13 protein-coding genes are annotated in these 15009 nt (G+C 59.8%); 6 read left to right on the top strand and 7 right to left on the bottom strand.

Annotated elements, in window-relative coordinates; genetic code table 11:
• Positions 1–52: 52 nt before the first annotated feature.
• Positions 53–952, bottom strand: a complete 900-nt coding sequence (locus AC2FLU_RS05980) for a hypothetical protein (protein ID WP_480493945.1) — start codon at positions 950–952, stop codon at positions 53–55.
• A gap of 175 nt (positions 953–1127) precedes the next feature.
• Complete coding sequence (locus AC2FLU_RS05975; protein ID WP_496808925.1) at positions 1128–2840, bottom strand: adenylate/guanylate cyclase domain-containing protein; 1713 nt, start codon at positions 2838–2840, stop codon at positions 1128–1130.
• 329 nt (positions 2841–3169) lie between these two features.
• Between AC2FLU_RS05975 and pnp the strand changes: the two genes are divergently transcribed.
• Complete coding sequence (gene pnp / locus AC2FLU_RS05970) at positions 3170–5320, top strand: polyribonucleotide nucleotidyltransferase (protein ID WP_480474259.1); 2151 nt, start codon at positions 3170–3172, stop codon at positions 5318–5320.
• Between the two features lie 176 nt (positions 5321–5496).
• On the top strand, positions 5497–6501 hold the full coding sequence (locus tag AC2FLU_RS05965) for a Hint domain-containing protein (protein ID WP_496808926.1): 1005 nt from the start codon (positions 5497–5499) through the stop codon (positions 6499–6501).
• A 12-nt stretch (positions 6502–6513) separates the two neighbouring features.
• Here the strand turns inward: AC2FLU_RS05965 and AC2FLU_RS05960 are convergent, their stop codons facing one another.
• Positions 6514–7149, bottom strand: a complete 636-nt coding sequence (locus AC2FLU_RS05960; RefSeq protein WP_480482813.1) for a DUF1326 domain-containing protein — start codon at positions 7147–7149, stop codon at positions 6514–6516.
• A 265-nt stretch (positions 7150–7414) separates the two neighbouring features.
• Here AC2FLU_RS05960 and AC2FLU_RS05955 point away from each other — a divergent pair, with 265 nt between their 5' ends.
• Positions 7415–8104 (top strand): outer membrane protein, encoded by a 690-nt coding sequence (locus AC2FLU_RS05955; protein WP_480622595.1) that lies wholly within the window; start codon positions 7415–7417, stop codon positions 8102–8104.
• A 129-nt stretch (positions 8105–8233) separates the two neighbouring features.
• Here AC2FLU_RS05955 and AC2FLU_RS05950 read toward each other — a convergent pair whose 3' ends face one another.
• Entirely contained in the window at positions 8234–8884 is a 651-nt protein-coding gene (locus tag AC2FLU_RS05950) for a peroxiredoxin (RefSeq protein ID WP_480517988.1), read from the bottom strand.
• 214 nt (positions 8885–9098) lie between these two features.
• Here AC2FLU_RS05950 and AC2FLU_RS05945 point away from each other — a divergent pair, with 214 nt between their 5' ends.
• Entirely contained in the window at positions 9099–10538 is a 1440-nt protein-coding gene (locus AC2FLU_RS05945) for an aldehyde dehydrogenase family protein (RefSeq protein WP_480493952.1), read from the top strand.
• Positions 10539–10599: 61 nt separating this feature from the next.
• On the opposite strand, the gene AC2FLU_RS05940 is transcribed toward AC2FLU_RS05945, so the two are convergent.
• On the bottom strand, positions 10600–11034 hold the full coding sequence (locus AC2FLU_RS05940; RefSeq protein WP_480474265.1) for a glyoxalase superfamily protein: 435 nt from the start codon (positions 11032–11034) through the stop codon (positions 10600–10602).
• A 177-nt stretch (positions 11035–11211) separates the two neighbouring features.
• Positions 11212–12063 (bottom strand): bifunctional helix-turn-helix domain-containing protein/methylated-DNA--[protein]-cysteine S-methyltransferase, encoded by an 852-nt coding sequence (locus AC2FLU_RS05935; protein ID WP_480474266.1) that lies wholly within the window; start codon positions 12061–12063, stop codon positions 11212–11214.
• A gap of 117 nt (positions 12064–12180) precedes the next feature.
• On the opposite strand from AC2FLU_RS05935, the gene nth reads away from it, so the two are divergent.
• Both nth and AC2FLU_RS05925 read left to right on the top strand, forming a co-directional pair.
• Positions 12181–12825 carry an endonuclease III gene (gene nth / locus AC2FLU_RS05930; protein ID WP_209505105.1) on the top strand — a complete coding sequence of 215 codons (645 nt, stop codon included), beginning with the start codon at positions 12181–12183 and terminating at the stop codon, positions 12823–12825.
• On the top strand, positions 12822–13811 hold the full coding sequence (locus tag AC2FLU_RS05925; protein ID WP_480517990.1) for an adenosine kinase: 990 nt from the start codon (positions 12822–12824) through the stop codon (positions 13809–13811). Before nth ends, AC2FLU_RS05925 begins: the two co-directional genes overlap by 4 nt.
• Positions 13812–13885: 74 nt before the next feature.
• Here AC2FLU_RS05925 and AC2FLU_RS05920 read toward each other — a convergent pair whose 3' ends face one another.
• Entirely contained in the window at positions 13886–14785 is a 900-nt protein-coding gene (locus tag AC2FLU_RS05920) for a LysR family transcriptional regulator (RefSeq protein ID WP_480605464.1), read from the bottom strand.
• Positions 14786–15009 lie beyond the last annotated feature (224 nt).

Genomic DNA, 15009 nt, shown 5'->3' with positions numbered 1-15009 from the left:
CACCGCGGTGCCCATCCGCGACGCCGCTCGGTATGGCTTTTGATGTCTCTGGTCAGATTGCCTGCCACTTTTTGTAGGTATCGACCGCCAAGGCGGTGTCGATCACGAACATCGCAACCGCGGTTACCATCGCCAGCATCGACAGCCAGAACGACCCGCTTGCCGAGGCGACGGCCAGTGTCATGCCGCCGACGCAGGTGGCAATCGCAGCGGCTTTTTCAAGGCCGCTCATGTCGGTCAGAACGATGCCCGCAAGTTTGGTGAACCCGACGGACGCCTTGGCGACGCCCAGCATTGCCTTCATCATGGCCAGATCGCTGCCCGCCGTTCCGGCCTTGGCGATTGCACCGGCGTGGCGGCTGATCGGGCCGCTGCATTTGACAGCAATCCCGGCCCCGGCCCGCGTGACTGTCTTGGTTCCGAGCGCCTGATAAACCCCCAGCGCGGCCATGGCCATCGTGATGATATCTGCAAACGCCTTGGCGGCGGCCCCGATAAAGGTGTTCAGCGCAGCTTTCTTGCGCTTTTTCCTGCTGGTGCCCAGCGGAGCCCCCAAAAGCGGCGTGTCCCCCTGCATCAGGATCAGGCTGTCCGCAGTTTCATGCACCGAGAACGGCGCGGCATCGACGGGAACCGTGGCGGCTTCGGCCTCGGGTATCGGGTCGGGAGACAGGAACCGCGCCTTGATCTGCGCCTGCTGGTCGGCCGGTAGCGCGCGGATATCGGCCCCTTCGTCTGAGGCATAAAGCTCTTCCCATGCGCTTTCCATGATCGCGGCCACGTCCGCCGCGCTTGGTTCGGCGGCGGGGGCTGTCATCAGCGGCATCTTGGGGCCTGCATCAAGGTCGATGTCCTCCACCGCGTCCTCGGGGAGCTTGTCGAGCATCTCGATGAATGACTCGTCGAACACATCAGGGTTGAATGAAATGCCAGAGGCGGAATGGAGCTTCATGGGTAAACCTACTTTCTTTAACTTTGACACAATAAGCCTGCACAATAGACGAGTTTTGAATTCTCTCTGTGGTGAACATCACACTTGAACAGCCAGTCGCCCCCCCGGACGCCGCCAGCCGGGGCGCGCGCGGCGTTTCGTGGCAGCAGCAGGACGCGTGTCTGTAGATCAGCCGTTATTCGGGAAGACCGGCCTTTTTCCACCCTTCGCGCCAGCTTTCGGAACAGGCCGGAACGGTAAAGATCGGCAGCCTGGTCTGATCCGAGGAAGCGGTGATATCCGGGCGCAGTGCTTTCAGGTCGCTTATCGCCGCCTGCGCCGCTGCGGCATCGGACATCTGACCCAAGGCGGCAATAAGCATCAGGTGGCTCATGACAAATCCTGACCGAACGGCCAGAGCGTCACGCGCTGCGGCGGCGGCCTCGTCATACCGGCGCAGCTGAAACAGCGCACTTGCCCGGGCGATATGTGCCGCATGACGCATCGGGTCTTTCGGGCTGAGTTCAATGGCATGTGTTGCGTGGTCCAATGCCTCATCCGGTCGGTTCAACATGCACAGGTTGATGGAGGCGAGCATGTGGACGCTTGCAGCATTGGGGTTTTCGGCCAGCGCCTGTTTGAACGCCGCACGCGCACGCGGCAGGTCGCGGGCCAGCATCGAGATTGAATGCGCCGCATAAGCCATGGCAATGCCGTCGGAGCGGTCGCTCATGAGAACGCGTTCAGCCGCGCTGATGGCGGCCTTGGGCCCTTCGCCGATGGGATCAAGCCCCTGCACAAGCCGCTGAATATGCAGCCAGGCCAGCAGCCCTGCGGCAGCGGCGTAATCCGGGTCGCGGTCCAGCGCCAGCGTTGTCAGCCGGATGGCTTCGCGATTGGCGTCATCTGTCAGCAGATGAAAATGCGACAGCGCCTGAAGGTAGAGTTCATAGGCTTCGAGGTTTTCGGTCGGCTTGGCGCGGGACCGGTTCGTTTCGGCGTGGCGCAGCGATGGCTCGATCGCTGTGACGACCTCTTGCGTGACCTTGTCCTGAAGGTCGAAGATATCGTCCAGCACCCCGTCAAAGCGATCGGCCCACAGGTGGCTGCCATTTTCCGCATCAATCAACTGCCCGGTGATCCGGACACGCTGTCCGGCGCGTCGGACGGACCCTTCCAGCACATACCGAACCCCGAGCGTCAGGCCGACCTGTCGGATATCCGTCGTTTTTCCCTTGAAAATGAAGGACGAGTTGCGGGCCACGACCATCAGCCAGCGAAAGCGCGACAGTTCCGTGATGATGTCTTCGGTTATGCCGTCGGCAAAGAACTCTTGCTCGGGGTCGCCGGACATGTTGTTGAAGGGCAGAACGGCGATCCCCGGACGAGTGTCGGCGGGTGTAGCAAGATGGGCGGTTGAACCCTTTGGCCAGCACCAGACACCAACGCGGCGCGTGATGTTCTTCAGCTCGGCCTGCCCGCCGCCGTCGAACAGGGCCGCATCGCCCCGGTCAAGGCTGTGATGCGCCGTGTCCGAGATCAGGATCTGGTCGGGTTTGGCCAATGCTTCGAGCCGGGCAGCGACATTGATGCCATCACCGAAAATGTCTTCGCCTTCCGTGATGACCTCACCCGTGTGAATACCGATGCGCAGCCGCAGCCCTTCGGGCCTGTCGCAGGATTGCAGGGCAATCGCAAAATCCGACGCGTCGGACGTTGACCGGAATTCGGCGATCCAGCCATCCCCCATGCTTTTGATCAATGTGCCGTTGTGGGTTTCCAGCAGGGCAGTGAGCGTGTCGTCACGGAACGATTTCAGTGCTGCAAGTGTACCCTGCCGGTCCTGATCCATAAGCGCCGAGTACCCGACAACGTCAGCCGCCAGCACTGTCGTAAGCCGTCTTTTCATTCGCACCCCCAATGAAAGTGAGGTTAGCGCAGTGATCCGGTTCTGTCAGGCCATTTCCCGGACGGGGCAATGGCACGCATCGCACCATCATGCGGCCCCTGTGCCTTGTATCGCGCTGCGAGGGGTCAGGGCCTGCCTCAGCATGATCCGGCCAGCTTTTTCGGTTTCGCTTTCCTTCCAACGCATTCTCATGTATGCGCGCGGTATCTGAGACGTTGTGCCCTGACCCCGGCACTCGAACGGAAGATAAATGGGGTCGGCGGCAATGGGGCCGCCATGCAAAACCGGAGACCCGCAGGGGCGGGAGTGCTCCGTTCTAGGATACGCATATGTTTGATGTAACGAAGAAATCGATGCAGTGGGGCGAGGAGACGCTGACACTGGAAACCGGCAAGGTTGCCCGTCAGGCCGACGGCACCGTGATTGCCACGCTGGGCGAAACCAGCGTCATGGCCAACGTGACCTTTGCCAAGAGCCAAAAACCCGGTCAGGACTTTTTCCCGCTGACCGTACATTACCAAGAGAAATATTATGCCGCCGGTAAGGTTCCGGGTGGCTTCTTCAAGCGCGAGGCGCGCCCGACCGAGAAAGAGACGCTGACCGCGCGTCTGATCGACCGTCCGATCCGCCCGCTGTTCGTTGACGGTTTCAAAAACGAAGTTCTGGTGATGTGCACCGTGCTGAGCCACGATCTGGTCAATGATCCCGACATCGTTGCAATGATCGCCGCGTCGGCTGCGCTGACCATTTCCGGCGCGCCGTTCATGGGCCCGATCGCCGGTGCCCGCGTTGGATTCGTGGATGGCGAATACGTCCTGAACCCGACCGTGGACGACATGCAGGACCTGCGCCTGAACCCTGAACAGCGTCTGGATCTGGTTGTTGCCGGTACCAAAGACGCCGTGATGATGGTTGAATCGGAAGCCTATGAGCTGTCCGAGGCCGAAATGCTGGGTGCGGTGAACTTTGCGCATGAGCAGATCCAGCCGGTCATCGACCTGATCATTTCGCTGGCCGAAGACGCCGCGAAAGAGCCGTTCGAATTCGTCGCACCCGATTACTCGGAGCTCTACACCGCCGTGTCGGCTGCCGGTGAAGAGCAGATGCGCGCCGCGTTCGCGATCACCGACAAGCAGGAGCGCACCGCCGCTGTTGCCGCTGCCCGTGAAACGATCAAGGAAGCGCTGACCGAGGAACAGCTGGAAGACGCCAACCTTGGTTCGGCGATGAAAAAGCTGGAAGCCGGCATTCTGCGCGGTGACGTCGTCAAGGGCGGCAAGCGCATCGACGGTCGATCGACCACCGATGTTCGCGCCATCGAAGCCGAAACCTCATTGCTGCCGCGCACCCACGGCTCTGCCCTGTTCACCCGCGGTGAAACCCAGGCGCTGGCCGTGACCACGCTGGGCACCGGCGACGATGAGCAGTTCATCGACGCGCTGCACGGCAACTTCAAATCGAACTTCCTGCTGCATTACAACTTCCCCCCCTATTCGGTTGGTGAAGTGGGCCGCGTGGGTTCGCCCGGCCGTCGCGAAATCGGCCACGGCAAGCTGGCATGGCGCGCACTTCAGGCGGTTCTGCCTGCGCCGACCGACTTCCCCTATACCATCCGCGTGGTGTCCGAGATCACCGAATCCAACGGCTCCAGCTCGATGGCGTCAGTCTGCGGCGGTTCGCTGTCGATGATGGATGCGGGTGTTCCGCTGAAAGCTCCGGTTGCCGGTGTGGCCATGGGTCTGATCCTGGAAGATGACGGGTCTTACGCAGTTCTGACCGACATTCTGGGTGACGAAGACCACCTGGGCGATATGGACTTCAAGGTTGCGGGTACTGCAAACGGCATCACCTCGCTTCAGATGGACATCAAGGTCGCGGGCATCACGCCTCAGATCATGGAAACCGCCCTGGCACAGGCCAAGGACGGCCGGATGCACATCCTGGGCGAGATGGGCAAAGCCCTGTCCGAGACCAACGAGTTCTCGGTCCACGCGCCGCGCATCGAGACCATGAACATCCCGACCGACAAGATCCGTGAAGTGATCGGTTCGGGCGGCAAGGTCATCCGCGAGATCGTCGAGGTTTCGGGTGCCAAGGTCGACATCAACGACGATGGCGTCATCAAGATCGCATCGCCCGATGGGGAATCGATCAAGAAAGCCTATGACATGATCTGGTCGATCGTGGCCGAGCCGGAAGAAGGTCAGGTCTATACCGGCAAGGTGGTCAAGATCGTCGATTTCGGTGCTTTCGTGAACTTCTTTGGCAAGCGCGACGGTCTGGTCCACGTGTCCCAGATCGAAAACCGCCGCCTGAACCATCCGTCGGATGTTCTGAAGGAAGGTCAGGAAGTGAAGGTCAAGCTGCTGGGCTTTGACGATCGCGGCAAGGTTCGCCTGTCGATGAAAGTGGTCGACCAGGAAACCGGCGAAGAGATCGTTCCCGAGAAGAAAGAAAAGAAAGAGGAAAGCGCAGAGTAATCTGCCAACCCTTAGATTGAATGCGAAAGGCCCCGGTTTCGACCGGGGCTTTTTTTGTACGTGCGGTCAAGAACACCGGGTGTCCCGTGGCTTGGTAAATCAAATGTTAACACTTCATGCGTGTATTTACTCAACCATAAGGATGATCATGTTGCATTCAGGGATGCTTTTCGACCGTGGCCTCGATTACCGTTTTCGAAATCAGCGCAGACCCCTACAGCAATAAAAGCGTCGATATTACTGCCGCTTATTCCGTTGATATCACAGACAATGACGCCCTGTTGCAGGATCCCGACCCTGACAGCGCGCAGCTTGATCTGTCGACCCTGCCCGGTTTTTCCGGGACAAGCCAGAATTTCAGCACTTTCGAAAGCTATTCGGGAACGGTGAACGGGGCGCCTGTCACCTTCATTTTGGTTCAGTTCTCGAACCCGCGCTACATCATCGTCACCTCGGGTCAGGCGCAGCTGAACGATACGATCACGGGGACCAGCTTTGGCGGGACTGCAGCGCCAACCGCCTATCAGACCTTGCCGTCTTTCGTGTGTTTTACCGCCGGGTCCCTGATCCGGACACCCGCCGGGCTGCGCCGGGTCGAAACCCTGAACCCCGGCGACCCGGTTGTCACTGCCAAGGGCCATATCCGCCCGGTGCGCTGGGTCGGCAGGCGTCGCTTGTCAGCGCAGGAGTTGCAACAGGACCCTCATCTCTGCCCGGTCCGGATCATGGCGGGGTGTTTCGGGCCGAACAGCCCCAGCCGTGATCTGGTCGTCTCGCCACAACACCGGATCGCCGTCACCTCGGCGATGATGGAGCTGATGCATTGCGAGACCGCGATGCTGGCCCCGGCCAAGGGATTGATCAACGGGCGGACAATCGTTCAGGAGCTGCCCGCGCAAGGGGTCGAGTATGTCCATATCCTCTTTGACCGGCATGAGCTGGTGAATGTCGAAGGCGTCTGGTCCGAATCCTTCTATCCCGGCGAAACGACACTGGGCGCGATGGCACCCGCCACAAGGCGCGAGCTGTTCACCCTGTTCCCGGATCTGGCCCGCGGTGCCGGTGGCTATGGATCAACCGCGTTGCCGGTGCTGAAACCCTTTGAGGTTCGGGTGCTGAAGGCGGATCTGACGCTGCCCTGCTGGACTCCTGTCCCGAACACATCTGCACACGCCGCCTGACAGGGGTGCCGATCAGTGGGCAACCCCGCCGGGCCCGTGTTTCAGTAGATGCCACTGGCCATAGCTGTCCTTCAGGTCCAGCTTGATCGCGGCATCAGAGCGGGTCGAGGCGCTGCCGATCTCGGCAATGGAAAACTCGATCCCGCCGGGGATATCGATGCGGACCCGATGCGCGCCGCCGCCATGTGGGGCCTGGATCGGCTGTCCGGTGGATTTCAGGACATCACCAACGGTAACGCTGGCCGTGCGTTCTTCGAGGTCCATCTCGAATTCGATCGGCAGGTAGAGCGTGTCATGGACCGTCTCGCACATTGCCCTGAACACGTACCAATGCGTCGCCATTTCTTCGGTTTCTTCGCCGTGAAAGACCTTTTCCAGCGCGTCGCGCTGTGCCGGGGTTGCTGCGGGATCGACGATCACCTGCATCTCGCCGCCGCCTTCAAAGATCGGCCCCGGCCAGGCATAGATCAGCGCGGCCTTGGTCCCGCTGAGGTCGGTGTCGCCGAAATGCCCTTTGGTCACCTCAAGCACTTCGAACCCCCGGCAATCGCCATGGGTCGGCAACTCTTCGAACTGGCAGGGGCAGGCATAGCCGCAATTGCAGTTCCCGAAACTCTCTCCTTCAACATACCAATCTGTAAAAGCCATGGTCTTCTCCCGCTAAGTACAGTCCGACAGCCCTAGGTGATTGGTCTTATGCCTGAGTTTTGCCCCGGAACATCTTATCACAAATTGCCCCGAACCAGAACCTGAGGGCCGTGAGACGGCAGATGAACGGGCCTGCCCAGCCCCGGATCTATTCATTCACGCGCGTCCAAAACCCTGTGAAACGAAGTGATAACCCCGCGCCTTTCCTTTCCGCCAAGCCCGCCCACATCGAAGCCAAGCAGAGTTTGGAGCAACGGAGACAATCATGATCAAGCACGTTTTACTTACCTCAACGGCCCTCGCCGTCAGCGCGACGGCGCTTGCCGCGCAGAGCCTGGGCGACGGCACCTATGTTCAGGGCTTTGTCGGGTACAGCCAGCTGCAGGACAGCGATTTCGCGGGCACGATCGGCGGCGCGCCGCAATCGGTCGACACGGAGTTCGACGCGGGGTTCGGTCTGGGCGTGGCCATCGGCAAGGAGATCCCGCAATGGTCCAATGACAGGTTCGGCACGCGGATTGAGCTGGAGCTGTCTTACCGCGACAGCGACGTGGATGGTGTGAACTTCTCGGGCAACGGGCCGGGGGCCGAGGGCAATATCTCGGGCGATGTCACGCAGACCTCATTGTTTGCCAATGTGTTGTTTGATTTCAAACAGGCGGGTGCGCTGACGCCCTATGCCGGGTTTGGTCTGGGGGCCACCTATTCGGATCTGGATTTTGCCTATGGGCCGGGTGTGGTACTGGATGACAGCGACACCACCTTTGCCGCGCAGCTGATCGCCGGTGTGGCTTACGAGATCAACCCGTCAACCGCCTTTACCGTCGACGCCCGCTATGCCCGCGCCTTTGACGTCTCGTCGCGGCGACTGGCCCCGAACGGCGCGTTGACCGGCATTGTCGAAGACGATCTGGATACGTTCAGTGTCAATTTCGGGCTTCGGTACAAGTTCTGAGGTCTAGGGGCAGGTTTCTCTCATGTCATCCTGCCCCCGCCTGCTTCATCTGGCCCCAAATATCCTCGGGGGGAATTGTGCCGGCAGGCGCGATGGGGGGCAGACAGCCCCCCTGACCCGGGAACCGCCTCAGGACGGCGCTTTGGTCTTGCGCAGATAGGGGAAGATCGTCTCGAACGCGCCGAATTTGGCCTTGGCGTCTTCGTTCGACACAGACGGTGGGATGATCACGTCTTCACCCGGCACCCAGTTGGCGGGCGTTGCGACACCTTTCGACGACATCTGCAACCCATCCAGCGCGCGCAGGATTTCCGCAAAGTTGCGACCCACGGTCATCGGATAGGTCATCGACAGTTTCAGCTGCTTGTCCGGGCCGATAATAAAGACCGACCGCACGGTGGCGCTGTCCGCCGGGGTGCGGCCATCGGGCAGGTAAGCTTCGGCAGGCAGCATGTCGAAGGCTTTCGACACGGCCAGACCGTCATCAGCGATGATCGGGAAACTGGGATTGGCCTTGCCGTATTCCTCGATGTCCTTCTTCCATTTCTTGTGGTCTTCAACACCGTCAACCGACACGCCGATCACCTTGGTGTTGCGCGCGGCCCATTCGTCGTTCAGCTGCGCGACGGCCGAGAATTCGGTGGTGCAGACAGGCGTGAAATCCTTGGGGTGCGAGAACAGAATGGCCCAGCTGTCGCCAATCCAGTCGTGAAACTGAATGGTGCCCTGATCTGTTTCTGCGGTGAAGTTCGGGACCGTATCGTTGATGCGCAAACCCATGGCTACTTCCTTTCCTGTTGAAAATCCGAGTCGATTGCCTGAAACCTAATCACTTTGTGCGAAGGTTAAACCTTTCATCGTGGTCGCGGCCAAGGAATTTGCCGGTTTCACTGGAAAAATAATTTGATCAAATTATCTATTGCTCCCTCTTCGCTTGGGTGACAGAGTGTCGGCGAACAGCCGGATTCTAGCTGAACCGACAGGAGGGCTCAGGATGATCGAGAAACGGAATTTCTATATCAATGGTCAATGGGTCGCGCCGTCGCAACCCAATGATTTCGAGGTCATCAACCCCTCGACCGAGGAGCCGTGCGCGGTGATCTCGCTGGGTGGTCAGGCCGACACGGATGCGGCGGTTGCCGCCGCCAAGGCCGCCCTGCCGGGCTGGATGGCAACGCCGGTGGAGACCCGCATCGCACTGGTCGAGAAGCTGATCGACATCTACCAGACCCGCGCGGAAGATCTGGCGCAGGCCATGTCGCTGGAAATGGGTGCGCCGATTGACATGTCGCGCAGCCAGCAGGTTGGTGCAGGCACATGGCATTTACAGAACTTCATCCGCGCGGCCAAGGCGTTTCAGTTTGAACGCCCTCTGGGGGATCACGCCCCGAATGACCGGATCATCTATGAGGCGGTTGGCGTGGCCGCATTGATCACGCCCTGGAACTGGCCGATGAACCAGGTCACGCTCAAGGTCGGTGCGGCGGCGATTGCGGGCTGCACGATGGTTCTGAAACCATCCGAGCAAAGCCCGCTGAATGCGATGATCTTTGCCGAGATGATGGACGAGGCAGGGTTCCCGCCCGGTGTCTTCAATCTGGTGAACGGCGATGGCCCGGGCGTTGGCTCGCAGCTGTCGGGTCATCCCGACGTGGATATGGTCAGCTTTACCGGCTCGACCCGTGCGGGTACGGCAATTTCGAAGAACGCGGCGGAAACGCTCAAGAAAGTGCATCTGGAGCTGGGCGGCAAAGGCGCCAATGTGGTCTTTGCCGATGCCGATGAAAAGGCTGTCAAACGCGGCGTCCTGCATATGATGAACAACACCGGCCAAAGCTGTAATGCCCCCAGCCGGATGCTGGTGCAGCGCCCGATCTATGATCAGGCCGTTGAGATCGCGGCCGAGGTCGCCAGCAAGGTCACGGTGGGCAATGCCGCAGACGAGGGCCGCCATATCGGACCCGTCGTGAATGAGGTTCAATGGACCAAGATTCAGGACCTGATCCAGAAAGGTATCGACGAAGGGGCGCGGCTGGTCGCGGGCGGCACCGGACGCCCTGAGGGGCTGAACAAGGGCTATTATGTCCGCCCCACGGTCTTTGCCGATGCCAACAACCAGATGACCATCGCGCGCGAGGAAATCTTTGGCCCCGTCCTGACCATGATCCCGTTCGACACCGAGGAAGAGGCCATCGAGATCGCCAATGACACCCCTTATGGCCTGACCAATTATGTGCAGACGCAGGACAAGGCGCGCGCCAACCGCATGGCGCGAGTTCTGCGGTCGGGCATGGTCGAGATGAACGGCCAGTCGCGCAGCGCGGGCTCTCCGTTTGGTGGGATGAAGCAATCCGGCAACGGGCGCGAAGGTGGCGTTTGGGGGCTGGAAGACTTTCTGGAAGTCAAATCCGTCGGCGGCTGGGCGGCTGAATAATACACCCAGCGCAATGCAAGATGAGAGGGCGAGGCAACGCGGTTGCCTCGCCCGTGTTATGTCAGACAGGCCGCACCACTAGCTGGGGTTCCCCGTCGGACGTATGGCGACGGGAACGACCGTCCCAGCCAATCTCTCCTGTCACGCGCTGGCGATAGGCCGAGAAACTGTCGAACCGGACTACATCGACAGGCGTGTCGAACTGTAGGGTCACCCGGCGGTGTGCACCGTCCCCCAGCATGGTCAGACCACGAATTTCCGCCGTGAAGGGCTGGCCCAGGTATCGACCTTCGACCCGGTCGCCCACGCGCAAGCGCATCCGGTTGCCCGCCATCGCGTGCAATGTGTTCCAGTCGCGCACCCCATGTTGATGAGCCACCAGTTCCAGGGCCTGACCGTGCGACAGCTGAACGCCGGTGTCGTGCAGTTTCCGTCGCAGGCGTTTGGCCTGCTCTTTCAGCTCCTCCAGCGGAGCGATGTCTTGTGACAGTGTCATGTTTTGCCTCGTTTCCTTGAACGGGCGCGAGTTTAGGACGGGGTTCGCATTACCATCCGCGCGCCGGGAAAGGGCAACAGATGTTTGTTCAACCGGGTTTCACCAAAGCCTATGGCCGCGAACGGCAGGGGACCCGAACCTGCGTTGCTTTTTGGCAGCGGTCGGGCCTTCTGTCAATCAGGCGTCGGCCTGCGCCGCCTCATAGGCCAGCATGGCCCGTTTGACCGGCAGACCCCAGTGATAGCCGCCCAACCCCCCTGATTTGCGCAGGGCGCGGTGACACGGGATCAGCCAACTGACCGGGTTTCGCCCGACCGCCGTGCCCACGGCGCGCACGGCCTGCGGCGAACCCACGCGCTGCGCGATCTCGGAATAGGTCGTCACCTGCCCCGACGGGATGTGCATCAGTGCTTCCCATACCTTGATCTGCAAGGGCGAGCCGATCAGGTAGAGCGGCGTCGGCTCTAACCGGTCGCGGGCCGTGCCGAAAGCGCTGAGAACCCAGGGGCGCAGACGCATGGTATCTTCGACATAATCCGCGTTGGGCCAGCGCGAGACCATATCCTCCATCGCCGCCTTCTCTCCGGTTTCGGCCCCGAAGGCGATGCCGCAGATCCCCTTGTCGGTGCCCATGACCAGCGCGGGACCAAAGGGGCATTCAAACCAGCCCCAGTAGATCGTCAGACCCGTGCCCTTGCGGGCGTATTCGCCGGGGCTCATGGATTCCCATTTCAGGAACAGATCATGCAGGCGGCCACTGCCGGACAGGCCGACATTATGGGCGGTTTCAAGCGTGGTGAACCGTTCGCGCAGCAGCGCCTTTGCATGGCCCAGCGTAAGGTATTGCTGATACCGTTTTGGCGACACACCAGTCCAACGCGAGAACAGGCGCTGGAAATGCGCCGGGCTCATATCCATCTGGCGGGCCAACTCATCGAGGCTGAGGGTTTCACCGCCCTGATCAATCAGGTCGATTGCCCGGCGCATGACGTTATAGTGGTATCCGCTTTCGGGGGTCTGGACGTTCATGGTTGCACCTCATTGTCTGGCACAAACCATAGCGCGCGCGACACGCTGCCGCGACCCGGAACTTGCGCATTGGCTTTGGGCTTGTGTCGCGGCCCCTCGGGCGGCATTAAGGCCCGGATGGCAAAGCAACTCGACTATCATACGATCCGCGAGATCTTTACGCGCTTTCAGGAGGCCGACCCCGAACCCAAGGGTGAGCTTGAGCATGTGAATGTCTACACGCTGGTCGTGGCCGTGGCGCTGTCGGCGCAGGCAACCGATGCGGGGGTCAACAAGGCCACGCGCGAATTGTTCAAGATCGCCGATACGCCGCAAAAGATGCTGGATCTGGGCGAGGAGGGCCTGATCGAGCATATCAAGACCATCGGCCTGTTCCGCCAGAAGGCCAAGAACGTCATCAAGCTGAGCCGTATTCTGGTCGAAGACTATGGCGGTGAAGTCCCAAATTCCCGTGCAGCGCTGCAATCGCTGCCGGGTGTCGGGCGCAAGACCGCCAACGTTGTGCTGAACATGTGGTGGCGGCAGCCGGCGCAGGCTGTGGACACGCATATCTTTCGCGTCGGCAACCGCACCGGCATCTGCCCTGGCAAGGACGTGGACGCGGTCGAGCGCGCCATCGAAGACAACATCCCCGCCGATTTTCAACTCCATGCGCATCACTGGCTGATCCTGCATGGCCGGTACCATTGCAAGGCGCGCAAGCCGCAATGCCCGACCTGCATCATCCGTGATCTCTGTCAATTCGAGGACAAGACATTATGAAAACCTACCAGCTGACCGGTATCGGAAATGCCGTTGTGGACGTGATCTCGCAGGCCGATGACAGTTTCCTGGAACTGATGGGCATTGAAAAGGGCATCATGCAGCTGATCGAGCAGGAGCGCGGCGAGCTGCTGTATGCCTCGATGGAGGGCCGGGTACAGACGCCGGGCGGGTCTGTTGCCAACACGATTGCGGGCGCGGGTGCGCTGGGGTTGGATGCCGCCTTTATCGGGCGGGTGCATGACGACGCGCTGGGCCGGTTCTATGCGGATGCGATGAACGAAGATGGCGTCGATTTCGTGAACCCGCCTGTTCCGGGCGGGGAATTGCCGACCTCGCGCTCGATGATCTTTGTCTCGCCCGATGGCGAGCGGTCGATGAACACCTATCTGGGCATCTCCTCGGAACTGTCGTCGCATGACGTGCCCGATGAGGTCGCCGGAAGCAGCCAGATCATGTTCCTTGAGGGCTATCTGTTCGACAAGGAAAAGGGAAAGGCCGCGTTTCTTGAGGCCGCGCGCGCCTGCCACAGGGGCGGCGGCAAGACCGGGATCGCCATTTCCGACCCGTTCTGCGTGGAACGGCACCGGGTCGATTTCCTGCTGCTGATCGAGAATGAGCTGGATTTCGTCATCGGCAACGAGGCCGAAATCAAATCGCTGTTTGAAACCGACGATCTGGAAGAGGCGCTGATCAAGACCGCCGAGATTTGCCCGCTGGTGGTTTGCACGCGATCGGGTGACGGGGTGACCGTCCTGAACGGAGGCTCACGCATCGACGTGCCGGTCAAGAAGATTGTCCCTGTAGATGCAACAGGTGCCGGTGACCAGTTCGCTGCGGGGTTCCTGTACGGAATGGCCACCGGACGCGACTACGAGACCTGTGCCAGGATCGGCAACGTCTGTGCCCGCGAGGTTATCAGCCATATCGGCCCGAGACCCGAGGCGGATATGCTGGAATTGTTGCGGGAAGAAGGGTTGCTTTGAGTCCAAGGTGGACCACGTCAACTCTCATCTCAGAAGGGAACTCGCAATCTTGTCGGCTGCAGCTTCATTCAGCCTTAGGTGGCTTGTTCCTTAAAAATTACCGCATAGCGAGGTGCGAAATATTTGACGAAGGCTCTAACTTCAGGTCGTCGGTAGGCATCTGGTGAAACCAACAACAAATGTGGCGCTGACAGCTCCTCGATCTCGTCGAAGCACCTGATGAGGGTTTTGTCCGGCTCAAGCAACTTCACGTTGCTTATTCCCAACCCTTGACCCGCCCTGATCGCCGAATGCATTAAGTCCAGTTCGCTATAGGTCGCCACAATCTGCTGGGGCTCAATGCGTTCAACTAACCAATGGTGAAAAACGTTGGGGACGTCCCCTCTTTGGAACGTGACGAACCTGTGGCCTTTCAAATCCTGAGATGAGGTGGGTAATCCAAATTCCTGCTCATAACTTTTCCCACCAAACAGCGACCACTTCGCGTCGCTAATCTTCCTTGAAATCAAATTTTGGTCAGGTTCAGTCCGCACCAATCGTAGCGCTATATCTGCTTCACCTGCCATCAGGTCCAGAGCTCTCACTGAAGGCAAGAACTCAAACGCTATGCCGGGGTTACTTGCTGAAAATTCATTGACAATATCGACCATTCGCGGCGAGAAGTTCGCTGAATATGCAGTGATACGAATGGGTTTTGTTGCCGCCAATTCACCTGCATGTCTGGCAAACATATTTGCTGCGGCTTCGAGCGTCTCGGCGCTCTTGACGAGATTGAGTCCGTTTTTCGTGAGTTTGAAGCCTCTGGTGTCACGCTCGAACAGAACTAGTCCGGCTGCATGTTCCAATGCATCGATACGCCTAGCCACAGTAGGTTGGGCCATGCCGAGTTTGCGAGAAGCGGCCAGCGTCGACCCCTCTCTGACGACCATCAGAAAAACGCGTACATCGGACCAGTTCCAATTCTCGCTCTGCATTTATGCAGAACAGCACAAATTCAAGCACGATACCAGAAGGTGATGCTGGCCAATAACCTGAATGGAGAACCCATGAACCAAGGTGGCTAACGATGACTTTGCACATCACCCCACAACTCGATACTTGGAAACCTTTCAGATTGTTGCACAAACTGTTTGAACGTACCCCTGATCCTTCGCGGTGCTGCGAGAACACCCATGAAGCGACACGACAACGACGGGAG

This window comes from Ruegeria sp. SAZD013, from assembly GCF_059612525.1.
The sequence above is the reverse complement of the archived record's forward strand: the minus strand, read 5'-3'. Positions and strand labels throughout refer to the sequence as shown.

Bases quoted from the DNA above. Each gene is read 5' to 3' on its own strand.
- AC2FLU_RS05980 (WP_480493945.1), bottom strand. From the start codon at position 952: ATGAAGCTCCATTCCGCCTCTGGCATTTCATTCAACCCTGATGTGTTC.
- AC2FLU_RS05975 (WP_496808925.1), bottom strand. From the start codon at position 2,840: ATGAAAAGACGGCTTACGACAGTGCTGGCGGCTGACGTTGTCGGGTAC.
- pnp (WP_480474259.1), top strand. From the start codon at position 3,170: ATGTTTGATGTAACGAAGAAATCGATGCAGTGGGGCGAGGAGACGCTG.
- AC2FLU_RS05960 (WP_480482813.1), bottom strand. From the start codon at position 7,149: ATGGCTTTTACAGATTGGTATGTTGAAGGAGAGAGTTTCGGGAACTGC.
- AC2FLU_RS05955 (WP_480622595.1), top strand. From the start codon at position 7,415: ATGATCAAGCACGTTTTACTTACCTCAACGGCCCTCGCCGTCAGCGCG.
- AC2FLU_RS05950 (WP_480517988.1), bottom strand. From the start codon at position 8,884: ATGGGTTTGCGCATCAACGATACGGTCCCGAACTTCACCGCAGAAACA.
- AC2FLU_RS05945 (WP_480493952.1), top strand. From the start codon at position 9,099: ATGATCGAGAAACGGAATTTCTATATCAATGGTCAATGGGTCGCGCCG.
- AC2FLU_RS05940 (WP_480474265.1), bottom strand. From the start codon at position 11,034: ATGACACTGTCACAAGACATCGCTCCGCTGGAGGAGCTGAAAGAGCAG.
- AC2FLU_RS05935 (WP_480474266.1), bottom strand. From the start codon at position 12,063: ATGAACGTCCAGACCCCCGAAAGCGGATACCACTATAACGTCATGCGC.
- nth (WP_209505105.1), top strand. From the start codon at position 12,181: ATGGCAAAGCAACTCGACTATCATACGATCCGCGAGATCTTTACGCGC.
- AC2FLU_RS05925 (WP_480517990.1), top strand. From the start codon at position 12,822: ATGAAAACCTACCAGCTGACCGGTATCGGAAATGCCGTTGTGGACGTG.
- AC2FLU_RS05920 (WP_480605464.1), bottom strand. From the start codon at position 14,785: ATGCAGAGCGAGAATTGGAACTGGTCCGATGTACGCGTTTTTCTGATG.